This is a genomic window from Achromobacter sp. GD03932, assembly GCF_029839485.1.
GTDB classification, from domain to species: domain Bacteria; phylum Pseudomonadota; class Gammaproteobacteria; order Burkholderiales; family Burkholderiaceae_B; genus Achromobacter; species Achromobacter bronchisepticus_A.
The window spans coordinates 1-22,248 of sequence record NZ_JAOCAT010000004.1 but is presented as its reverse complement, the minus strand read 5'-3'; the positions used below and the strand labels follow the sequence as shown (position 1 = coordinate 22,248).

Genomic DNA, 22,248 nt, shown 5'->3' with positions numbered 1-22,248 from the left:
CCATATTGGAAGACTGCGGCGTTCCGAACAATGACCGGGGTGATAAATTATCGTTGCCCTATGGGCAACACTCGAATCACTTTCAACTGGCGCGGCATAGCGCCCCAGGAACGCGGGATATGCAGGAAATCAGCCAGGTCCGCCTGAAGTACTTCAACGAGGTCATGGCCTGCGGCTCGATACGGGGCGCGGCCGACAAGCTGGATACGGCGGCCTCGGTCATCAGCCGGCAGATCCAGCTGCTGGAAAAGGAGCTGGGCGTGCAACTGTTCGAGCGGCGCTCGCGCGGACTGACGCCCACCGAGGCCGCCGACATGCTGCTGGAGTACCACCGCGGCTGCCGCGCCCAGCAGGAACACCTGAACGCGCGCCTGCAGGAATTGCGCGGCATGCAGCGCGGCAACGTGCAGCTGATGATCAGCGAAGGCTTCATCGACGGCTTGATGGAGCACGTGGTCGGACCGTTCTGCATCGAATATCCGCAGATCAACATCAGCGTCAACGTCGGTTCGGTCAACGAGGTGGTCGAGGCGGTGGCTTCGGACGCGGCCCACATCGGGCTGGCCTACAACCCGCCGGTGGACCCGCGGCTGCGCTGCCGCGCCAGCCGCAAGCATCCGGTCTGCCTGCTGGCGGGGCGCGGCCACGCCTTGGCCTCGCGTCCAGGGCCGCTGACCATCGCCGACATCATGCCGTATCCCTTCGCGCTGATGTCCGCGCCCTACGGGCTGCGCCAGGCGGTGGACTTGCTGGAATTCACCGAGCGCATCCACCTGACGCCCAGCCTCACCACCAATTCGCTGCGCGTACTGAAGCAGTACGCAATGACGGGGGCCGGCGTGACGCTGATGCCGAACCTGGGCGTGCATCATGAGCTGGCCAGCGGCGAACTGGTGGCGATTCCGATCGCGCATCCCATCCTGAGCGCGCCCGAATGCCAGGCGCTCCTGCGGCTGGGAAGGCCGCTGTCGTCCGCCGCCAATGAGGTCATGCGGCGCATCGAACAACGCCTGCCGGCGTTCTCGGGCGGCTGAGCGCCAGCGCGTCGGGCCGCGCCCGCTTACAATGGGCGCACTTTCGGAGGTATCACCATGTCGGTCACAACCGATATCAAAATACGCCCCCTGGAGCGTGGCGACCTGCACTTCGTGCACAAGATCAACAATAACGACGTCATCATGCGTTATTGGTTCGAAGAGCCCTACGAGGCCTACGACGAACTGGTCGCCCTGTATGACCGCCACTTGCACGACCAGAACGAGCGGCGCTTCATCATCGAGCACGACACCGGGCAGCCCGCCGGCCTGGTCGAGCTGGTGGAAATCGACTACATCCACCGCCGCGCCGAATTCCAGATCATCATCGCGCCCAGCTATCAGGGCCGGGGCTACGCCAAGGCGGCGACGCGCATCGCGGTGGGCTATGCCTTTCGCGTGCTGAACCTGCACAAGGTCTATCTGGTAGTGGACAAGGACAACACCGCCGCCGTGCACATCTACGAGCGCTGCGGCTTCCAGATCGAAGGGCTGTTGAAGGAAGAGTTCTTTTCCAACGGCGGCTACCGCGACGCCTACCGCATGGCCCTGCTGCAGCACGACCATCTGCGCGATGTGGGGCCTGGCGCGCCGGATGCGCCGGTGCTGCGCGACTGGCCGCAGGAAGAGCAGGCGGGCTGAGGCGGGCATGGTTGCCAGCAAAGCGTCGGGCAGAGTTGCCCGGCGCTTGTTCCTTGCCGGCTGGGCGGCTTCAGCCTTCCCGGCCCGAAACGCTTTCCCAGTTCAAGCCGAATTTCAGCAGATATTTGCGCAGGCGGTCAGCATCGTTGACCACGGTGCGTTGCGCGCGCGAGCGGTTGTACAGCTTGCGTCCCGCCTCGGACAGCGAGTCTGATTGCCGGCACACGCCGATGACGGCTTGGAGCTGCAGGCGATCGAACAGGTCGAGGCCATCGGCCGCGTCGGCGGGCAGCAGCGCGTCCAGGCGCGTCCTGTCGCCGTCGCGGTCCGCGGGCGCGCCGCGCTGCCATAGCCAGTTCAGACGCTGGATCTCGGCTTCCACCAGTTCCAGCGGGATCCGGCCGCCGTCCGCCAGCGTCGCCAGCCGCGTGATACTGGCCGACAGGTCGCGGAAGTTGCCGATCCATTTGGCCTCGGACGATCTGGCGAACTTCAGGTAGCGCGTGCGCGCTTCGGCGTTGAACCGGACCACGGCGCCGGTTTCCTCGGCGGACCGCATGAGCAGGTGGTCGACGTTGGGCTCGATGTCCTCGGGCCGCTGCGCCAGTCCGGGCAGGTCATAGGACCACAGGTTGATGCGCGCATACAGGTCTTCGCGGAAGCGCCCCTGCGCGACGTCCACGCGCAGGTCGCGGTGGGTGCCGGCGATCAGCTGGAAGTCGCTGCTGGTCTCGCGGTCGCTGCCCATGGGCAGGAAGCGCTTTTCTTCCACGGCCTTGAGCAGCATGGCCTGCTCGTCCAGGCCGAGTTCGCCGATTTCGTCCAGGAACAGCACGCCCTGGTGGGCTGTGCGCAGCAGGCCAGCCCGGTCCGCGGCCGCGCCGGTGAAAGCGCCTTTTTTGTGGCCAAACAGCGTCGAGGCGGCGCCGTCGCCGCGCAGCGTGGCGCAATTGACCTCGACGAATTCGCCCTGGACCTGGTGACGGGACTTCTTCAATTCGTACATGCGGCGCGCCAGGTGCGACTTGCCCGCGCCGGTGGGGCCGGTCAGCAGGATGGGCGCCTGCGAGCGCACCGCCACCCGTTCTATCTCTTCGATCAGCGTATTGAACGCCTTGTTGCGCGTGGCAATGCCGCTCTTGAGGAATTGCAGCGCGTCCTCGCGCGCCTGGCTGAAGCGGCGGGCCAGCACGTCGTAGCGCGACAGGTCCAGATCGATCAGCGTGTACTTGCCGGGACCTTCGCCCGCCTGCTTCCTGGGCGGCGCGGTCTGCAGCAGCACGCCAGGAATGGCGCGCGACTCCACCATCAGGAACATGCAGATCTGCGCGACGTGCGTGCCGGTGGTGATGTGCGCCCAGTACTGCTCGCGCTCCGGATCGAAACGATAGCCGCGCGTCCAGTCGTAGAGCGCCCCGTACATTTCGCCAAAATCCCAGGGATCGGCGAAGTCCATCGGGATCAGGTTCACGATGGTGTCGGGCGACAGGTTGGCGATGTCCTGCTGCATCACCTGGGCCAGCGCCTTGTAGCGCGTCGGATAGAACAGCTCGAGCCTGTGGATCAGCGTGTCTTCGTGCTGGACCAGCGATACCGTGGGCCGCCATTTCGCCCAGCGGCCTGCACCCTGGCCGGCATCCAGCTGGGTGCCGAGGAAGCCGATGACGACGTTCTTCTTTTGCATAGTTTTTTGGATAAAAGACTAGCTAATATTCTATATAAATCCTAGAGACGATGAGATGAGATTTTCTTTCTGCCCGTTTTGGAAATTAATTAATGGTTAAGAATCAATGGCTTGAGAAAAATTTCCGAGCGATCTGGCAAAGTTGGCACGCCCTTTGCATAAGGAGATGCATAGACAACGAATCGCATGCAAGAAGGAGAACGCTCCATGGTCAACACGCAACTCTTCCAATCCCTGCGCGGCGCGCTGCTGCCGGCAGCCTTGGACGCCAATCAGGAACGGGCGCCGGCCTATGAATTCGGCCCGCGCCATCAACTGGCCCAGCTTGCCGTTACCGGCTGCCTGCGCCAGACGTTCTACGCCCAGGCGCAGGATCAGCTGGATCGCGTGCTGGCACTGGCCGCGAGCGTAGATCCGGCCTTCGTGGCCAAGACGGCGATCCATGCCCGCGAATCCGGCTACATGAAGGACATGCCGGCGCTGCTGGCCGCAATCCTGGCCGTGCGCGACCTGAGCCTGCTGGCCCAGGTGTTCCCGCGGGTGGTGGACAACGGCAAGATGCTGCGCAACTTCGTGCAGATCCTGCGCAGCGGGGCCGTGGGCCGCAAGTCGCTGGGCACTCGGCCGAAAAAGCTGGTGCAGCGCTGGTTGCTGCAAGTCACGGAAAAACAGTTGCTGAACGCGGCCGTGGGCAATGCGCCGTCGCTCGCCGACGTGGTGAAGATGGTGCATCCCAAGCCTGCCGAGGCCTGGCGCGCGGCCTGGTTCGCCTGGCTGATCGGCAAGCCCTATGACGAAGCCGCGTTGCCGCCCGCGACGCAGGCGTTTGAGCGCTACAAGCGCGATGCCACGGGCGTGCCGCCGGACGTGCCGTTCCAGATGCTGACCTCGCTCGAGATGGGGCCGGCACAGTGGGCCCAGGTCGCGCGGGCCGGGTCCTGGCAGATGGTGCGCCAGAACCTGAATACCTTTGCGCGGCACGGGGTGTTCGAGCTGCCGGGCATGGCGAAGGCCATTGCCGCCAAGCTGCGCGATCCGCAGGCCGTGACCCAGGCGCGGGTGTTGCCGTACCAGCTCATGTCGGCCTTCAAGGCGACGGGCGAGGCAGTTCCGGCGGTGGTGCGGGATGCGCTGCAGGACGCGATGGAGCTGGCGATCGCCAACGTGCCCCGCTTCAGCGGTCGTGTGGTCGTGTGTCCCGACGTGTCGGGGTCGATGCAGTCCGCGGTAACGGGCTGGGCCGGGTCGGCGACGTCGGCGGTGCGCTGCATCGACGTGGCGGCCTTGGTGGCGGCCGCCGTGCTGCGCAAGAACGGCCGCGCCCGGGTGCTGCCGTTCGAGTGCGACGTGGTCGATGTGCGGCTGAACCCGCGCGATTCGGTCATGACCAACGCCCAGAAGCTGGCTGAAGTCGGCGGAGGCGGCACCAGCTGCAGCGCGCCGCTGGCTTGCCTGAACCGGGAACGGGCCAAGGTGGACCTGGTGATCCTGGTCTCGGACAACGAGTCCTGGATGGATGCGCGGCGCCAGGGAGCGACCGAAACCATGCGCCAGTGGGAGGCGCTGAAACAGCGCAACCCGCGCGCGCGGCTGGTGTGTATCGATATCCAGCCGCAGGCGACCACGCAGGCGGCGGAGCGTTCCGACATTCTGAACGTGGGCGGTTTTTCCGACGCCGTGTTCGAGATGGTGGCAAGCTTCGCCGAAGGACGGATGGGCGCCGAGCACTGGATCGGCGAGATCGAGGCCGTGTCGCTGGGAGTCCAGTAGGCGGCCAGGCCGCCGCAGGAAATTGATGTACCGATTACGCGCGAATGCCGGCAGGACTACATCGGATGCCACGGGGTTCAAATCCCCAGGCCGGGAAACCGGAGCAGGCTACGTCTTGCCAATCTGGTCGCGCATTGTCTTGCTCCGGAGGAGGTTCCTCCGGGGCGAGTTGGACGAATGCGGGCGGGACTACATTCCAAATTGTCCGTCTCGCCCACGAACTAGTCGTCCGTTGCTCGCCTTATGCAACAGTATTGTTCAATAGAAAAGAAGAAGATCAACATGTCGAATCAGAACTACAACGTCGAGGAAATCGCTGGCGGCGTGCCGGTGAAAATGTGGACCAAGGGCGTGCCCGTCGAAGACGACGCCAAGCGCCAGCTGGCGAACGCCGCCCGTCTGCCCATCGTGTTCAAGCACATCGCGGCCATGCCAGACGTGCACTTGGGCATCGGCGCGACCGTGGGATCGGTGATCCCGACGGTCAAGGCCATCATCCCGGCGGCGGTGGGCGTGGACATCGGCTGCGGCATGATGGCCGCCAAGACCACGCTGCGCGCCGAGGACCTGCCCGACAACCTGGGCCCGCTGCGTGCGGCCATCGAGCAGGCCGTGCCGCACGGCTCGGCGCCGCGCGGACGCCGCGACACGGGCAGCTGGGAGAACCCGCCGGTGTCGGTGGACCAGGTCTGGGCCACGCTGGCAGACGAGTTCGATGCCTTGTGCGAGCTGCATCCGCGCCTGCGCAACACCAACAACCGCAAGCACCTGGGCACGCTGGGCACGGGCAATCACTTCATCGAGGTTTGCCTGGATGAGGCGGGTTTCGTGTGGTTCATGCTGCACTCGGGTTCGCGCGGCGTGGGCAACGCCATCGGCACGCATTTCATCGAGCTGGCCAAGAAGGACGCGCAGCGCCACCAGAGCAATCTGCCGGACGAGAACCTGGCCTACTTCGAGGAAGGCGCCCAGTATTTCGGCCACTATGTGCGCGCGGTGTCGTGGGCGCAGCAGTTTGCGCTGCGCAACCGCGAGGTGATGATGGCCAACCTGATTGCGACGGTGCGCAAGGTCATCGCCAAGCCCTTCGAGTCGCACGTGGAGGCGGTGAACTGCCACCACAACTACGTGCAGCGCGAACGCCACTTCGGCGAGGATGTGTTCGTGACCCGCAAGGGCGCGGTCAGCGCCAAGCGCGGCGAACTGGGCATCATCCCGGGCAGCATGGGGGCGCGCAGCTACATCGTGCGCGGCCTGGGCAACCCGGAGAGCTTCGAAAGCTGCAGCCACGGCGCGGGCCGCGTCATGAGCCGCACCAAGGCAAAGAAGATGTACACGGTGCAAGACCAGGTCCGCGCAACAGAAGGCGTGGAATGCCGCAAGGACGCCAATGTCATCGACGAAATTCCGATGGCCTACAAGGACATCGACGCCGTCATGGCGGCGCAGCGCGACCTGGTGGAAGTGGTGCACACCCTGAAGCAGGTGGTGTGCGTGAAAGGCTGACGGAGCGGGGCGCGGGCCCCATTCCCCAAGGAGAAGAACATGAAGCAGGAAAGCGTCATGAGCGCGCATCCGGTGTCGGACGACATGCGCGCGCTCATCGCCGAGAAACTCGCCGACATCGAGCGCCAGCACCAGGTGACGGTGCTGTACGCCTGCGAGTCGGGCAGCCGAGGCTGGGGTTTCGCCTCGCCCGATAGCGACTACGACGTGCGTTTCGTCTACGTGCACCGGCTGTCCTGGTACCTGACCGTGCTGCCGGGGCGCGACGTCATCGAACAACCCATCAGCGGCGACCTGGACATCAACGGCTGGGACCTGCGCAAGACCCTGGGACTGCTGCGCGATTCCAATCCCACGCTGCTGGAATGGCTGCGTTCGCCCATCGTCTATCGCGCCGTCGAGCCCTGGGCGCCGCGCTTGCGGGCGCTGGCCGAAGAGGAGTTCTCGCTGGTCCGCGGCTATCACCATTACGTGTCCATGGCCCGCAAGAATCTGCGCGAGCATCTGCTGGGCGAGGTCGTGCGCTACAAGAAGTACCTGTACGTGCTGCGGCCGCTGCTGGCGGCGCGCTGGATCAGGGACGGACGCGGCGCGCCGCCCATGCGCTTTGCCGAGCTGGCGAGCGCGACGCTGACCGAGCAGGCGCTGCTCGATGAACTCAACGCCTTGCTGGAGGTGAAGATGCGCGCGGGAGAGGCCGCGACCAGCCCGCGCTGGCCGGGTCTGCACGACTTCATCCTGCGCGAGTTGGAAACGGCGCAGGCGCACGTTCCGGTTGCGGGCGACAGGCCGGACCTGTCGCGGCTGGACCGGTACCTGCACGATGCCGTCCTGCATTTCGATGCCGGACCCGAGTGAAACAGAATTGGATGTGTATGAAAGTGATAGAAATCGACGGGGCCGCCGGAGAGGGCGGCGGCCAACTCCTGCGGACGTCGCTGGCGCTGTCCATGTGCACGGGCCAGCCGTTCGCGATGACCCGCATCCGGGCGGGGCGGGCCAAGCCCGGGCTGATGCGGCAGCATCTGGGCTGTGTCAACGCCGCGGCCGAGATCAGCGGCGCGCGCACGCAGGGCGCGGAATTGAACTCGCAGTCGCTGAGCTTCGCGCCAGGCAAACCGCGGGCGGGTGACTACCGTTTCCATCTGGGCACGGCGGGCAGTTGCGGACTGCTGCTGCAGACGCTGTGGCCGGCCCTGATGATGGCGGACGCGCCCAGCCGCCTGTCGCTGGGCGGCGGCACGCATAACCCGGCCGCGCCGCCGTTCCATTTCCTGGCGCGCAGCTATGCGCCCCTGCTGGGGCGGCTCGGCGCGCGGGCGGAACTGAACCTGCGCCGATTGGGCTTCTACCCCGCAGGCGGCGGCGAGATCGACGTCTCGATCTGGCCTGCCGCCGACGCGCTGGAGCCATTCGACCTGACCGAGCGCGGCGCGCCCGCCGCGCGCTACGCCGAGTGTTATGCGCCAGCCCTGCCGCGCGCGGTCGCGCGGCGCGAACTGGAGCATCTGGGCGAGGCGTTGGGCTGGACCGCAGAGCAGTTGCGTGTCGCGCCCGCGCGCCAGCACGAGGGGCCGGGCAACGCGCTGCTGGCGACGCTGGAGCATGAGCACGTTTGCGAGGTCTACACCCGTTTCGGCGCCAAGGGCGTGGGCGCTGAGCAGGTGGCCCAGGAGCTGGCGCAGGACCTGCGCGGCTATCTGGACAGTGACGCGGCGCTGGGGCCGTACCTGGCGGATCAGTGGGCCTTGCCGCTGGCCCTGGCCGTCTGGCGCCGTGGCCGGCCCGCGCGCTACACCTGTACCGAACTGACCGCGCATGCGCACAGCAACTTCGCGGTCATCCAGCAGTTTTTGCCGGTGAAGTTCGCCGCCGTCCCGCAAGGCGCGGGCTGGCGCGTATCGGTCGAGCCCGCCTAGGGCGGGCTGGTCCTAGTGGGCGGCAGGCGCCGCCCGCAACAGCCGCAAGCCGTTCGCCACCACCAGCAGGCTGGCGCCCACGTCGGCGAACACCGCCATCCACAGCGTGGCGTTGCCGGTCATGGCCAAGGTCAGGAACACGGCCTTGATGCCCAGCGCCAGCGCGATGTTCTGCACCAGCACGCGATGCGTGGCGTGGGACAGGCGCAGGAAGGTGCCGATCTTGCGCAGGTCGTCGTCCATCAGGGCGACGTCGGCCGTTTCGATGGCGGTGCCGGTGCCGGCCGCGCCCATGGCGAAGCCGATGTCGGCGCGGGCCAGGGCGGGGGCGTCGTTGATGCCGTCGCCCACCATGCCGACGCGGCCGCCCGACGCCAGCTTGCTTTCGATGGCGGTCAGCTTGTCTTCGGGCAACTGGTCGCCGCGGGCTTCGTCGATACCGACCTGTTGCGCGATGGCTTGCGCCGTGGGCGTGTTGTCGCCCGTCAGCATCAGGGTGCGCACGCCCAGGGCGTGCAGGTCCGCGATGGCGGCGGCGCTGGTCGGCTTGACCGTGTCGGCCACGGCGGCCACGGCCAGCACGCGGCTGCCGTCGGTCAGCGCGATGGCGCTCTTGCCCTGGCGTTCCAGTTCATCCAGGCGCGCTTCCAGCTTGGGGCTGGAGACGCCCAGTTCGCGCATCAGGCGGCGGTTGCCCAGCTGGAAGGTCACGCCGTCCAGCGTGGCGCTGACGCCGCGGCCGGGCAGGGCGGTGAAGTCCCGCACGTCCAGCAAGGCCGTGCCGGCGTCGCGCGCGGCATTGGCCACGGCCAGCGACACCGGGTGGTCGGAGCGGGCGGCCAGGCTGGCGGCGACCAGCGCGGCCGGTTGGCGGCTTTGGTCGGACACGTCCCAATCCTGGATGTCGGTCTGCACCGGCTTGCCATGGGTCAGCGTGCCGGTCTTGTCCAGCGCCAGCCATTTCAGGTTGCGGCCTTCTTCGAGATACACGCCGCCCTTGACCAGGATGCCGCGGCGCGAGGCCGCGGTCAGGCCGCTGACGATGCTGACCGGGGTGGAAATGACCAGCGCGCAGGGGCAGGCGATGATCAACAGCGCTAGGGCGCGGTAGATCGCGTCGAACCAGGGCTGGCTCCAGAACAGCGGGGGCAGCACCGCCACCAGCACCGCGATGCCCACCACGGTCGGCGTATAGATGCGCGAGAAGCGGTCTATGAAGCGCTGGGTCGGCGCGCGCGCGCCTTGCGCCTGTTCGACGGCGTGGATGATGCGCGCCAGCGTGGTGTTGCCCGCCGCTGCGGTGACGCGGTATTCGAAGGAACCCGCGGCGTTCACGGTAGCCGCGTAAACCGGGTCGTTCTGTGTCTTTTCCACCGGCAGGCTTTCACCGGTGATGGGGGACTGGTCCACCGCCGAGCTGCCGCTGACGATGATGCCATCGGCCGCGATGCGTTCGCCCGGGCGCACCCGCACGATGTCGCCCACCTGCAATTTGGCGGCGGGCACTTCCAGCCAGTCGCCATTGGCCTGGCGCACGGTGGCGGTTTCCGGCGCCAGGTCGAGCAGGCCGCGGATGGCGTTGCGCGCCCGGTCCAGGGAGCGGGCTTCGATCAGTTCGGCTACGTTGAACAGGAACATCACCATGGCCGCTTCGGGCCATTGGCCGATCAGCACGGCGCCGGTGACGGCGATGCTCATCAGGGCATTGATGTTGAGGTTGCCGTTGCGCACGGCGATCCAGCCCTTGCGGTACGTGCTGACGCCGCAGGCCAGGATGGCGGCCACGGCCAGGGCCGCGGTGACGCCCAGCGGCCAGCCGGCGAAATGCGACAGTTCCGACAGCGCCGCCAGGACGCCGGAGCCGCCGATCAGCCACCAGTTCACCGGCTTGGCGGCGGGGGCGGGTGTGCCGGGGGCGTTGTCGGCCAGGGGCTCGGGCGTCATGTCCAGCGACTTGATGGCGGCCATGACGCGGTCCAGCGCGCCTTCGGCATGCACCACCGTCAGGACGCGCTGCATCAGGTTGAAGTCCAACGCGTGCACGTCGGCCATGTTGTCGAGCTTCTTGCGGATCAGCGTTTCCTCGGTGGGGCAGTCCATCTGTCCGATGCGCAGGCGCGCCAGCGACTGGCCGGGGCCGGCGGTAAGCGCGGCCGCGCCGGCGCCCGAGACGCTGAAGGGCTGGCCGTCGCCGTGGCCGCAGCAGGCGTCGCCGCCATGGTCGTGCTTGTGGCTGTGGTCGTGCTTGCGACCGTGGGCGTGATCGTGGCCGGCGTGGTTGTGGCTGTGATCGTGGCCCGCGTGGCTGTGATCCGCGTGATCATGCCCCGCATGATCGTGTCCGGCATGCGCCTGGGCGTTCTTGGCGGGAGCGTCGCATGCGTCATGCGCGCAGCAGGCGCCGCCTTGCCCGGCGGGCATATGTTCGTGTTTTTTGACCGGAGGTAAAGACATCGTCCTCTGCCTTGAAATAAGCTGGTGACGCTATTCCACACCTTGGAGTTACTATAGGGTCAACCCCCTATATCAATCGGATGCGATCCGGGAGGCAGCGATGCGTATCGGCGAATTGGCCACGGCGGCCGGGACCACGGTCGAGACCGTCAGGTATTACGAGAAAGAAGGGCTGTTGCCGGCCCCGGAACGGGGGCTGAACAATTACCGCAGCTACGGCCAGCCCCATCTGGAGCGGCTGCGGCTGATTCGCAATTGCCGGGCGCTGGACATGACGCAGGACGAGATCCGCGCCATTCTGTCGCTGGCGGACAACCATCAAAGCGGTTGCGGCCCCATCAATGAACTGTTCGACGAGCACATCTCCCACGTGGACGAGCGCATCGCCGAGCTGACCCAGCTCAAGACCCAGTTGACGGAACTGCGCCAGCGCTGCCTGTCGGCCCGGCCCGACACGGAAGACTGCGGCATCCTGCATGGCCTGAGCGAAATGCAGGTCGAAGAGCGCCAGGAACGCCACACCCACCTGGGCTGACACCGGCCCTGCAAAGGGCGGCATCACGGAATACAGGCCTGATGGCCTAGGGAAAACCCGCCGCGCAAAAAGCGCGGCGGCGTCTTGTTGCGCCCAAAATCAACATGTAAGATGTCCAACATCCAACAAATAATGACAAGGCGGCGCGGTTCACCCCCCAGCGACGCCGAACAGAGAGGCAGACAAGCATGGATTCCAAGCCCTTGGGCCGATTCACCGTCCTGGACCTGACGCGAGTGCGCTCGGGACCCGCCGCCGTGCGCCAGTTCGCGGACTGGGGCGCCACCGTCATCAAGATCGAAGAGCCGGGTGACGAGCAGGACGACAAGCCGGGCGGTTCCGCCCAGTTCGCCGACTACCAGAACACCCACCGCAACAAGCGCAGCGTCACGCTGAATCTGAAGCACCGGCAGGGCCGGGCGCTGTTCCTGGACCTGGTGCGCCAGGCCGACGTGGTGGTGGAAAACTACCGGCCCAACGTCAAGTTCAAGTTGGGCATCGACTACGAGACGTTGCGCCAGGTGAACCCGCGCATCGTCTACGCCAGCGTGTCCGGCTTCGGGCAGGACGGCCCCTACGCCGGACGGCCAGGGCTGGACCAGATCGCACAGGGCATAGGCGGGCTGATGTCGGTGACGGGCGAGCCCGGCCGTGGCCCCATGCGGGCCGGGATCCCGGTGGCGGACCTGACTTCCGGCCTGTTCTGCGCCATCGGCATCTTCATCGCGCTGCTGGAGCGCGAGGTGTCGGGGCAGGGGCAGTGGGTGCAGACCTCGTTGCTGCAATCGCAGGTCTGGATGATGGATTTCCAGGCGATGCGCTGGCTGATGAACGGCGAGGTGCCGGGCCAGAGCGGCAACGACCATCCCACCAGCAGCCCGACCGGCGTGTTTCCCACCAGCGACGGCTATATGAACATCGCGGCCATGGGCAACGATATCTATGCGCGCCTGTGCCGCGTGCTGGAACTGCCGGAACTGATCGAGGACGAGCGCTTCCTGACCGTGCCGCTGCGGGCGCGCAACCGTCCGGCGCTGAACGCCGCCATCGGCGCGCGCACCGCGACCCGACGCACCGCCGAATGGATCGCGTTGATGAACAAGGAGGGCGTGCCTTGCGGTCCGATTCTGGGCATGGACCAGACCTTCGAGGATCCACAGGTGCGCCACCTGGGACTCAGCCGCGAGATTCGCCATCCCGCGCTGGGGCCGATCTCGGTGGTGGGGCAGCCGATGATCCTGAGCCGCTCGAGCGCTGGGGAAATGGCACCCGCGCCCGAGCGCGGCCAGCACAATGGCGACGTCTACGGCGGCATGCTGGGCTTGGCGCCCGCCGACTTGCAGCAGCTGGCCCGCGAAGGCGTCATTTAAGGGATCCGTCCAGGCACCGAGCATAAAATCGCCGCCAAGGCCGCCCGCGTATCCGGCGGCCCAGACGGAGACAGCCCCCATGAACGCACCATCCACCGCCGCCGACCAGGTCTTTTCCAGCCTGGGACGCCCCGACAACCTGCCGGACGAGATCGCTTCGCAGATCCGCCAGAAGATCGTGGCGCGCGAATTCGAGCCCGGCCAGCGTCTGCCCACGGAGTTCGAGCTGGCGCAGATGTTCGCCGTCAGCCGCAACGTGGTGCGCGAGGCGATCGCGCGGCTGAAGCTGTCGGGGTACGTGGATACGCGGCGCGGCGTGGGTTCCTTCGTGGCGCAGGACGTGGGCACGCGCAATTTCGAGATCGCGCCCGAAGACCTGCTGCAGCCCGAGCCGCTGGCGCACATCTTCCAACTGCGCGTGGAGCTGGAATCCGGCGCGGCCGCGCAGGCGGCCTTGCACCGCACCCCCGAACAGATCGAAACCCTGCGCCAGGCCCTGCAACGGGTAGACGCGGCTGGCAACGACTGGCAGGCCGGCGCCGACCACGCGCTGGACTTCCACATGGCCGTGGGCGAGGCCACCAACAACCCTTACTTCGTGCGCCTGTTGGCGCACCTGCGCCACGTGTTCCGCGGCGCCGTGCGCACGCTGCGCTACACCAGCGCGGGCACCGAGCGCGTGCCGGAAATCGAACGCGAACATCACCGCATCTTCGATGCCATCGTGGCTGGCGACAGCGAGGCCGCGCGCCTTGCCATGCGCGCCCACCTGACCAATGGCATTCAACGGCACCAGACAGTCATACAAGGAAAGCAACCGTGACCATACAACGCATCCTGCAGGGCGATATCACCGACAGCATCGTGGCCGAAAAGCGCGGCGCGGTGGGCTGGCTGACCTTCAACGATCCGCAGCGGCACAACGCCGTGTCGTTCGCCATGTGGGAGGCGGTGCCGGTGGTGCTGGAAGCCTTCCGCCAGGACCCGGAGATTCGGGCGGTGGTGCTGCAGGGCGCGGGCGGCAAGGCCTTCGTCAGCGGCGCCAACATCTCGCAGTTCGACAAGCTGCGCAGCGGCGAAGACGCCGTGGTGGAATACGAACGCGTGGCCGAAACCGCGCAGCTGGCGCTGTACGACTACGACAAGCCCACGATTGCGTACATCCAGGGCTATTGCATCGGCGGCGGCCTGAACATCGCCCTGTGCTGCGACATCCGCATCGCCTCGGACAACAGCAGCTTCGCCATTCCCGCCGGCAAGCTGGGCCTGGGCTACCGCCTGACCGCGATCCGCAACCTGGTGACGGCGGTCGGTCCGGCCAACGCGTTGGAGATCTTCCTTACGGCGGCGCGCTACGACGCCCATCAGGCCAAGGAACTGGGCCTGATCCGCAGGGTGGCCCCAGCGGACGAACTGCCGCAGGTGCTGGAGACCATGCTGGCGCAGATCCAGGCCAACGCGCCGCTGACGCTGCGCGCCGGCAAGAAGATGATCCGGCAGCTCCAGCAGCTGGGGCCGGAGGTCGACGTGGAAGGCATGCGCCGCCTGGTGCTGGAGTGTTTCGAAAGCAATGACTACCGCGAAGGCCGCAAGGCATTCGCGGAAAAGAGAGCGCCGGTGTTCACCGGCACCTGATCTCCGGCCGCGGGCCGGATTCCCTACGCGGCTTGCAGGTCCGCGCCGTCGCCGGCGCGGCCCGGGGGAGGCTTGCGTCCTGAATCCGCCGCGGACCGGATCAACCCGGCCACCGATCCCACCGGGGACGGCCAGGCCATAGACCGCGCAGCAGAAGCGCGGCGACGAGGAGACAGACATGAAAGCGGTTCATCTGAGGGCAGGCCTGGCGGGTTTGGCGGCGTGGCTGTGCGCGGCGCCGCTGCACGCGCAGGGGGCGTACCCTAGCCAGCCGGTGCGCATCGTGGTGGGCTACGCCGCCGGCGGCACCACGGACATCCTGGCGCGGGCGCTGGGCGAGCAGTTGAGCAAGGAGCTCAAGCAGCCCGTCATCATCGAAAACAAGGCCGGCGCCGCCGGCAACATCGCCGCGGCCTCCGTGCAGCAGGCCGCGCCCGATGGCTACACCTTGTTCATGGCCACCGTGTCCAGCCATGGCATCAATCCGGTCGTGTACAAGAAGTCGCTGGGCTACGACCCGGTGGGCGGCTTCACGCCGGTCAGCATGATCGCGTCCATCCCGCTGGTGCTGGTCGCCAATCCCAAGCTGCCGGTCGCCTCGGTGGCTGATCTGGTCAAGCTGGCGCGCGAGAAGCCGGGCGACCTGAACTATTCCTCCAGCGGCAATGGCTCGCCGGTGCACGTGGCTGGCGCCATGTTCGCCTCGGAGGCCAAGGTGCAGATCCAGCACGTGCCGTACCGGGGCGGGTCGCTGGCCAATTCCTCGGTCATGAGCGGCGAAACCCAGTTCAGCTTCGCCACCTTGCCTGCGGCCTTGCCGCAGGTTCGCGCGGGCGCCTTGCGCGCCCTGGCCGTGACCACGCGTGACCGTTCGGCTGAACTGCCCGACGTGCCGACGGTGGCCGAGGACCCGATGTTCAAGGGCTACGAGATCAACACCTGGAATGCGTTGATGGCCCCCAAGGGCACGCCCGACGCGGTGGTGGCGGTGCTGAACCAGGCGGTGGCGCGCTCGCTGGCGGTGCCGGCCCTGCAGACCCGCTTCAAGGGCGAGGGCGCCACGCCCGGCGCCAGCAGCCCGGCCGAGCTGGGCCAGTTCGTCAACGCGGAGCTGGCGCGCTGGGCGGGCGTCATCAAAGAGGTCGGCATCCAGATCGAATGACCTCTGGCGGTCCGGGGGGATGACGGCCTGCGGCGGCGGAGTGGCGTAATATGAATTGTGTTTCTTTCTCATTGACGCCTGATCCGATGACCACTAGCCAGAACGCCACCCCGACCGCCACCCCGTTGCACGCCCTGAATACGCGCCGTTCCTTCAAGTTCCTCCGCGCCCCGGCGCCCAAGCCCGAGGAACTCGAACAGATCCTGCAGGCGGCCATGTCGGCGCCCGACCATGGCGCCTTGCGCCCGTGGCGTTTCGTGGTGATCCAGGGCGAGGCCATCGGCAAGCTGGCCGATCTGGCGCTGGACGCCGTCAAGCGCAGCGGCGATCCGCGCATGACGCCGGAAAAGGAAAAGTCGGTGCGCGAATGGATGGCCGGCGTGCCGCTCTTCGTCGCGGTGGCGCAGAAGATCGCGCACGACAACACCAAAATTCCGGAGCAGGAACAGCTGCTGGCCACCGGCGCCGCCACCATGAACCTGCTGAACGCCGTGCACATGCTGGGCTACGGCGCGTTCTGGAGCACCGGTATCGGCACCTACGTCGAAGACGTGCAGAACGCGCTGGGCCTGGACGCGCTGGACTACCGTTTCCTGGGCTTCTTGGCCATTGGCACGCCGGCTTGCGCGGTGCCACCGGCCAACCGCCCGGACTACCGGGAATTCGTCACGGAGTGGACCGGTCCGGTCTGAGTCCGCTGTGTTTCTCCCTGGCTGCCCGAGACGGGCGTACGCTGAAGCAGCAGCGAAGCCAGGGCAGAGACGATGCTGAGCAGCCCCGCGATCAGGAATGTCGCGTGATACCCGGCCAGTTCAGCCACTTGCGGTAATTCGCCGCCGGCCAGGTGAGCCGTCGTCACGCCATGGGCCACAGAAGCCAGAATGGCAATGCCGACGGCGCCGCCCAATTGGCGTGAGGTGTTTTGCAGACCTGCCGCCAATCCAGAATCCTGGCGGGGTACCCCGGCCAGCACGGCCTGGGTCGCGCTCATCATCACCAGGCCGTTACCTGCGCCGACCAGCAGGGTTGGTAGCAGAAGTTCGGTCGCATGCACTGGATGCATGGGCAGCCAATAGAGCCAGATCAACCCGCCCGCAGCGATCAAGCCGCCGATCAAAGGCAAGCGGGTGAAACCGGCATCGCGCAAAGAGCGGGAAGCCATTGCCGCGATTGCCAGGGCGAGGGCCATTGGCAACAGTGCCAAGCCTGTTTCCAGCGGGTTGCGTCCATCAATGCGCTGCAGCGCCAAAGACAGGAAGAACGCCGAGGCTGTGAGAATTGCGCCTAGCCCCGAGACCATGACCATCCCGATGGGAACATTGCGCAATCGGAAGATGCCGAATCGGACCAGCGGCTGCTTGGCGCGAAATTCCCGGAACACGAACGCCAGGAACATGATCAGTGCAAAAACCATTGCATTGAATACGAGCGTGTCGCTCCAGCCTGCATGAGCCGATTGCGATATGGCGTACAGAAATGATGCCAAGGACAGCGTCACCGTGATGGCTCCCGGTATGTCCAGCTTGGCCCTTGGCGTATCCGGATGCAGCGGACTCAGGCTGAGCATGACCGCTACGAACAGAATCAGGCCCAGCGGCACATTGACGAACATGACCCAGCGCCAATCGACCAGACTGGTCAGCACGCCGCCGATCACCACGCCGAAAGCAGAGCCCATCGCGGCACACGCTGCCCAACAACCAATCGCGCGATCCTGGCCGGCTCCAGGGGGATGAGCAGCCACGATCACAGCCAGCGGCGATGTTGCCAGCGCTGCGGCGCCAAATCCTTGCACTGCGCGAGCAACCAGCAGGATCGCTCCTGATTGCGCCAAGCCACCCATCAGGCTGGCGCCAGTGAACAACGCCAATCCCCATAGCAACACGTTTCGCCGGCCATAGATGTCGCTGGCGCGAGCCGCCAGCAGCATGAAGCCACCCAGCAGCAAAAGATAGATATCGACCACCCATTGAAGCTGTACCGCAGATAGCCCCAGGTCGTCCCGCATCGACGGGAGCGCGACACTCACGATGGCGCCATCCATCACGACCATGAAGGCGCACAGGCAGGCGACCAGGGTGGCAACCCAAGTTGAAATTCCATCGCGTAAAAGCGGTGGGGGCATGACTGGCGTAGAGGTGGAAGACATGTGTACCTGATCCCGAATGAACAATGGTCAATCTATCGTTGTGAAACCTGCAGATAGGCCATTGTGGTTGGCGGGAGGTAAACTGATATAACGGCAAATGGACTAAAAATAGTGAAAAATGGCCAATACGCCCGAACCGGCCCGACTCTCTCCAACCGTTGATCTCAGCGAGTGGCTCGAAGGACCTTTCCTTATCGCGCTGAGAGGCAATGACAATCCCGACAATGAATTCCAGCTCGGGACGCGGGAGTACGACTGGCATCAGCATGCGAGAGGCCAGGTCTTCTGTGTCGAAGCGGGGATGATTCAGGTCAGGACACAGCATGGCTCGTGGCTGCTGCCTCCGCACCGTGCAGGCTGGATACCGCCGAACATTCCCCATCAGGTGCGGGTAAGTGGCGCGCTGACGGGCTGGAGCCTGCTGATCACTCCTCATGGAGGAAGACGGCTACCGAAACAGCCGTGCGTCATCGGCATTTCGGAGGTCTTGCATGCTCTGGTGCGGCGTGCCGAGAATTGGGATAAGCATGCGCTGCTGGCACCGGAGCAGGTTCGCATCGCCGCGGTCATCCTCGACGAAATCCGCCGAGCGCCGCATGAGTCGCTTCACATCCCCATGCCTTCCGACCCGCGGCTGGCCCGTGTGGCGCAGGCGATTCTGGAAAACCCTGGCAATCCGCGCACGTTGGAGGACTGGGCGCAGTGGGGAGCCATGTCGGCCCGAACCTTGAGGCGGCTGATCCTGTCGGAAACAGGCTTGAGCTTCGCCCAATGGCGCCAGCAGGCGCAATTGGGACACGCGCTGGAAATGCTGGCGCGCGGTGCGTCAGTAACGGATGTTTCCGATCAATTGGGTTACGCCTCGCCAAGCAACTTCATTGCCATGTTCCGCCGCGCCTTCGGAGATTCGCCCGCGCATTACTTCTTGACCAAAAAAGGAAGCTAGAGATGGCAATGTCCTTCGCGGAATACGCCACTGACCGCCGCGCGGCTTCAGGGCTAGTCATCGCGGTGCATTCATACTGCCCTTGGTCGGCAATGCGAGGAAGACCGGCAATCGCAAGAACCAAGCCTGACCCATGGCCCCGCATGGCCTGTCTTGCTGTTGCGCGCGCAAGGAAAAACCGGGCGGCGGCAATTCTTCATGGGCGGCTTGCCTGGCGCCGGTCCCCGAACGGCCGGAAGGCCAGGCGCACGAGCCGCTCCAGGCTCCAGCCCGCGAAGTAGAAGAGGGCCAGCGTGGGCAGTCCGATCAGCAGGTAGCCGCCGACCCAGGACAGGCCTTCCAGCAAACGGTCCAAGTTCAGTTCATGCAGTAGCGCCAGTTGCAGCGCCAGCGGCAATTGCAGCAGCACGAAACGCCCCTTGTCGTCGCCGCCGGCCGACAGCGCGGCGGCAACGCAGAGGATGACGATGGCGAGGTACAGCGCGGCGAACACGATGCCGGTCCAGCTGAACCATTTCGAGGCGGTCAATCGGGGCACGTCGGTTTCCAGCGGATCAGGGACAGGCAGTATATGACGTCGCCGGCCGCCGCCACCGCGACCCCGCCAGCGCCGCATGGCCCGCGACCGGCGCGGGCAACGAGGCCCGGCGCGGCCCCTGTTTCGGGGCTGCGCCCTGTGCTACTCTGGCTGCCGGTCGTGCATGTTCATCCCTTTGCACCGGCCGACGATGGCAATGTCCGAGGTCACCCCCTTGGGCAGTGTCTTGGTAAGAAGAATGCGCATGACACGATCAAGCGTGGAGACAATACATGAGCCAATATGGGCCGTTGAAGTTGCACGTCCCGGAGCCTACAGGGCGCCCGGGTTGCAAGACCGATTTTTCCTACCTGCACCTGTCGCCGCCCGGCGATGTGCCCAAACCCCCCATTGATGTTGCCGCGGTCGATACCGGCGGACTGGCCTACAGCCTGGTCCGGGTGATCGCGGACGACGGCAGCGCCGTCGGACCGTGGGCGCCGGAACTCAGCCATGAGCAGCTGCGCGCCGGCATGCGCAACATGCTGAAGACGCGTCTGTTCGATGCGCGCATGCTGACCGCCCAGCGCAAAAAGAAGATCTCGTTCTACATGCAGAGCCTGGGCGAAGAGGCCATCGGCACGGCCCACGCCATGGCGCTGGAGCAGGGCGACATGTGCTTTCCGACCTACCGCCAGCAGAGCATCCTGCTGGCGCGCGACGCCTCGCTGGTCACCATGATGTGCCAGCTGATGTCCAACGAACGCGATCCGCTCAAGGGGCGCCAACTACCGGTCATGTATTCCGACCGCGAACGGGGCTTCTTCAGCATCTCCGGCAACCTGGCCACGCAATTCATTCAGGCGGTGGGCTGGGGCATGGCCTCGGCCATCAAGGGCGACACCCGCATCGCTTCCGGCTGGATCGGCGACGGCGCCACCGCCGAGGCCGACTTCCACACCGCACTGACCTTCGCCCACGTCTACCGCGCGCCGGTCATCCTGAACGTGGTCAACAACCAGTGGGCCATCTCCACCTTCCAGGCCATCGCCGGCGGCGAAGGCGCGACCTTCGCGGGCCGCGGCGTGGGCTGCGGCATCGCCTCGCTGCGGGTGGACGGCAACGATTTCCTGGCGGTCTACTCCGCCTCGCGCTGGGCCGCCGAACGCGCCCGCAGCAATCTGGGGCCGACCCTGATCGAATGGGTGACCTACCGCGCCGGGCCGCACTCGACGTCCGACGATCCCTCCAAGTACCGTCCCGGCGACGATTGGAGCCACTTCCCGCTGGGCGATCCGATCGCGCGTTTCAAGAAGCACCTGATCCTGCTGGGCATCTGGTCCGACGAAGAGCATGAAGCCGTCAAGGCCGAGCTCGACGCCGAGATCCTGGCGGCGCAGAAGGAAGCGGAAAGCTACGGCACCCTGGTGGACGGCCACGTCCCCAGCGCCGCCAGCATCTTTGAAGACGTGTACAAGGACATGCCGGAGCATCTGCGCCGGCAGCGTCAGCAGCTCGGAGTCTGATCATGGCTATCGATAACAACGCTGGTCCGGCCTCCGCGCCGATGACCATGATCCAGGCTTTGCGCTCGGCCATGGATGTGATGCTGGAGCGCGACAACAACGTGGTGGTGTTCGGGCAGGACGTCGGCTATTTCGGCGGCGTGTTCCGCTGCACCGAAGGCCTGCAGGCCAAGTACGGCAGCTCGCGCGTGTTCGACACGCCCATCTCCGAAGGCGGCATCGTCGGCGTGGCGGTGGGCATGGGCGCCTACGGCTTGCGCCCCGTCTGCGAGATCCAGTTCGCCGATTATTTCTATCCCGCTTCGGACCAGATCGTGTCCGAGGCCGCGCGCCTGCGCTACCGCTCGGTCAACGAATTCGTCGCGCCCATGACCATCCGCATGCCTTGCGGCGGCGGCATCTACGGCGGCCAGACGCACAGCCAGAGCCCCGAGGCCATGTTCACGCAGGTCTGCGGGCTGCGCACGGTGATGCCGTCCAATCCGTACGACGCGAAGGGCCTGCTGATCGCGTCCATCGAGAACGACGACCCGGTCATCTTCCTGGAGCCCAAGCGGCTCTACAACGGCCCGTTCGATGGCCACCATGACCGGCCCGTCACGCCCTGGACCGGCCGGCCGGGCAGCGTGGTGCCCACCGGCTACTACACCGTGCCGCTGGACTCGGCCGCCATCGTGCGGCCCGGCAACGCGCTGACCGTGCTGACCTACGGCACCACCGTGCACGTGTCGCTGACGGCCGCCGAGGAAACCGGCATCGACGCCGAGATCATCGACCTGCGCAGCCTGTGGCCGCTGGACCTGGACGCCATCGTCAACTCGGTCAAGAAGACCGGCCGCTGCGTGGTGGTGCACGAAGCCACGCGCACCTGCGGCTTTGGCGCCGAGCTGATCGCGCTGGTGCAGGAACACTGCTTCCATCATCTGGAGGCGCCCGTGGAACGCGTGACCGGCTGGGATACGCCGTATCCCCACGCGCAGGAATGGGCGTACTTCCCCGGCCCGCGCCGGGTCGGCGAAGCGTTCAAGCGCGCGATGGAGGGTTGAGAGATGGGTATTCATGTCATCAAGATGCCCGACATCGGCGAAGGCATCGCGGAAGTGGAACTGGTCGCCTGGCACGTGAAGATCGGCGACATGGTGGCCGAGGACCAGCCCCTGGCCGACGTCATGACGGACAAGGCCACGGTCGAGATTCCCGCGCCGGTGGTCGGCCGCGTGGTCGCGCTGGGCGGGGACGTGGGCCAGGTCATGGCGGTGGGCGGCGAGCTGATCCGCCTGGAAGTCGAAGGCGAGGGCAACCTGAAGCCCGGCGCCGATGCGCCGCCGGCCAAGGCGGCTGCGGCTCCCGCGGCGGCACAACCTGCCGCCGCAGCGCCTGCGCCGCAGCCCGCGCCTGC

The 22,248-nt window shown here is 66.3% G+C and carries 20 protein-coding genes; 16 read left to right on the top strand and 4 right to left on the bottom strand.

Annotation, left to right across the window (positions count from 1 at the left end; genetic code table 11):
• The first annotated feature begins 119 nt into the window (after positions 1 to 119).
• Together N5C88_RS04735 and speG are read left to right on the top strand one after the other, a co-directional pair.
• Positions 120 to 1,034: a LysR family transcriptional regulator gene (locus N5C88_RS04735; protein ID WP_251880631.1), complete on the top strand. Its 915-nt coding sequence runs from the start codon at positions 120 to 122 to the stop codon at positions 1,032 to 1,034.
• Between the two features lie 57 nt (positions 1,035 to 1,091).
• Positions 1,092 to 1,676, top strand: a complete 585-nt coding sequence (gene speG, locus N5C88_RS04730) for a spermidine N1-acetyltransferase (RefSeq protein WP_013393257.1) — start codon at positions 1,092 to 1,094, stop codon at positions 1,674 to 1,676.
• Between the two features lie 70 nt (positions 1,677 to 1,746).
• On the opposite strand, the gene rtcR is transcribed toward speG, so the two are convergent.
• Positions 1,747 to 3,360: an RNA repair transcriptional activator RtcR gene (gene rtcR, locus N5C88_RS04725; RefSeq protein WP_280014780.1), complete on the bottom strand. Its 1,614-nt coding sequence runs from the start codon at positions 3,358 to 3,360 to the stop codon at positions 1,747 to 1,749.
• A gap of 207 nt (positions 3,361 to 3,567) precedes the next feature.
• Between rtcR and N5C88_RS04720 the strand changes: the two genes are divergently transcribed.
• The 4 genes from N5C88_RS04720 (at position 3,568) to rtcA (ending at position 8,555) form a co-directional block, all read left to right on the top strand.
• A complete protein-coding gene (locus N5C88_RS04720) occupies positions 3,568 to 5,130 on the top strand; it encodes an RNA-binding protein (protein WP_280014779.1) in 1,563 nt (520 codons plus the stop codon).
• Between the two features lie 282 nt (positions 5,131 to 5,412).
• Positions 5,413 to 6,636, top strand: coding sequence for an RtcB family protein (locus N5C88_RS04715; RefSeq protein ID WP_059374487.1), 1,224 nt, complete (start codon positions 5,413 to 5,415; stop codon positions 6,634 to 6,636).
• 39 nt (positions 6,637 to 6,675) lie between these two features.
• Positions 6,676 to 7,494 carry a nucleotidyltransferase domain-containing protein gene (locus N5C88_RS04710; protein WP_280014777.1) on the top strand — a complete coding sequence of 273 codons (819 nt, stop codon included), beginning with the start codon at positions 6,676 to 6,678 and terminating at the stop codon, positions 7,492 to 7,494.
• 17 nt (positions 7,495 to 7,511) lie between these two features.
• The gene (rtcA, locus tag N5C88_RS04705) at positions 7,512 to 8,555 is read left to right on the top strand and encodes an RNA 3'-terminal phosphate cyclase (RefSeq protein WP_118933028.1); all 1,044 of its coding nucleotides are present in this window, start codon (positions 7,512 to 7,514) and stop codon (positions 8,553 to 8,555) included.
• A 12-nt stretch (positions 8,556 to 8,567) separates the two neighbouring features.
• On the opposite strand, the gene N5C88_RS04700 is transcribed toward rtcA, so the two are convergent.
• Positions 8,568 to 10,976 carry a heavy metal translocating P-type ATPase gene (locus tag N5C88_RS04700; protein ID WP_280014775.1) on the bottom strand — a complete coding sequence of 803 codons (2,409 nt, stop codon included), beginning with the start codon at positions 10,974 to 10,976 and terminating at the stop codon, positions 8,568 to 8,570.
• A gap of 133 nt (positions 10,977 to 11,109) precedes the next feature.
• Between N5C88_RS04700 and cadR the strand changes: the two genes are divergently transcribed.
• The 6 genes from cadR to N5C88_RS04670 all read left to right on the top strand — a co-directional run bounded on the left by cadR (position 11,110) and on the right by N5C88_RS04670 (position 16,403).
• Positions 11,110 to 11,544, top strand: coding sequence for a Cd(II)/Pb(II)-responsive transcriptional regulator (gene cadR / locus N5C88_RS04695; RefSeq protein ID WP_054456564.1), 435 nt, complete (start codon positions 11,110 to 11,112; stop codon positions 11,542 to 11,544).
• A 188-nt stretch (positions 11,545 to 11,732) separates the two neighbouring features.
• Positions 11,733 to 12,914, top strand: a complete 1,182-nt coding sequence (locus N5C88_RS04690) for a CoA transferase (protein WP_118933031.1) — start codon at positions 11,733 to 11,735, stop codon at positions 12,912 to 12,914.
• A 79-nt stretch (positions 12,915 to 12,993) separates the two neighbouring features.
• Entirely contained in the window at positions 12,994 to 13,737 is a 744-nt protein-coding gene (locus N5C88_RS04685) for a FadR/GntR family transcriptional regulator (protein ID WP_251880625.1), read from the top strand.
• On the top strand, positions 13,734 to 14,549 hold the full coding sequence (locus tag N5C88_RS04680; RefSeq protein WP_059374288.1) for an enoyl-CoA hydratase: 816 nt from the start codon (positions 13,734 to 13,736) through the stop codon (positions 14,547 to 14,549). The genes N5C88_RS04685 and N5C88_RS04680 overlap by 4 nt, the downstream gene beginning before the upstream one ends.
• Before the next feature lie 178 nt (positions 14,550 to 14,727).
• Positions 14,728 to 15,711, top strand: a complete 984-nt coding sequence (locus tag N5C88_RS04675) for a tripartite tricarboxylate transporter substrate binding protein (protein ID WP_118933033.1) — start codon at positions 14,728 to 14,730, stop codon at positions 15,709 to 15,711.
• A gap of 86 nt (positions 15,712 to 15,797) precedes the next feature.
• Entirely contained in the window at positions 15,798 to 16,403 is a 606-nt protein-coding gene (locus tag N5C88_RS04670; protein WP_251880623.1) for a nitroreductase, read from the top strand.
• On the opposite strand, the gene N5C88_RS04665 is transcribed toward N5C88_RS04670, so the two are convergent.
• Positions 16,364 to 17,860: an MFS transporter gene (locus N5C88_RS04665; protein ID WP_280014770.1), complete on the bottom strand. Its 1,497-nt coding sequence runs from the start codon at positions 17,858 to 17,860 to the stop codon at positions 16,364 to 16,366. The two genes, N5C88_RS04670 and N5C88_RS04665, sit on opposite strands and share 40 nt — an antisense overlap.
• A 118-nt stretch (positions 17,861 to 17,978) precedes the next feature.
• Between N5C88_RS04665 and N5C88_RS04660 the strand changes: the two genes are divergently transcribed.
• Entirely contained in the window at positions 17,979 to 18,806 is an 828-nt protein-coding gene (locus N5C88_RS04660; protein WP_280014768.1) for a helix-turn-helix transcriptional regulator, read from the top strand.
• Between the two features lie 196 nt (positions 18,807 to 19,002).
• On the opposite strand, the gene N5C88_RS04655 is transcribed toward N5C88_RS04660, so the two are convergent.
• Positions 19,003 to 19,344, bottom strand: coding sequence for a hypothetical protein (locus N5C88_RS04655; protein ID WP_280014767.1), 342 nt, complete (start codon positions 19,342 to 19,344; stop codon positions 19,003 to 19,005).
• A 272-nt stretch (positions 19,345 to 19,616) separates the two neighbouring features.
• On the opposite strand from N5C88_RS04655, the gene N5C88_RS04650 reads away from it, so the two are divergent.
• The 3 genes from N5C88_RS04650 to N5C88_RS04640 form a co-directional block, all read left to right on the top strand.
• A complete protein-coding gene (locus tag N5C88_RS04650) occupies positions 19,617 to 20,849 on the top strand; it encodes a 3-methyl-2-oxobutanoate dehydrogenase (2-methylpropanoyl-transferring) subunit alpha (RefSeq protein ID WP_059374291.1) in 1,233 nt (410 codons plus the stop codon).
• A 2-nt stretch (positions 20,850 to 20,851) separates the two neighbouring features.
• Positions 20,852 to 21,895: an alpha-ketoacid dehydrogenase subunit beta gene (locus N5C88_RS04645; protein WP_059374292.1), complete on the top strand. Its 1,044-nt coding sequence runs from the start codon at positions 20,852 to 20,854 to the stop codon at positions 21,893 to 21,895.
• Positions 21,896 to 21,898: 3 nt separating this feature from the next.
• On the top strand, positions 21,899 to 22,248 hold a 350-nt coding region (locus tag N5C88_RS04640; RefSeq protein ID WP_347881382.1), incomplete at its 3' end, for a biotin/lipoyl-containing protein.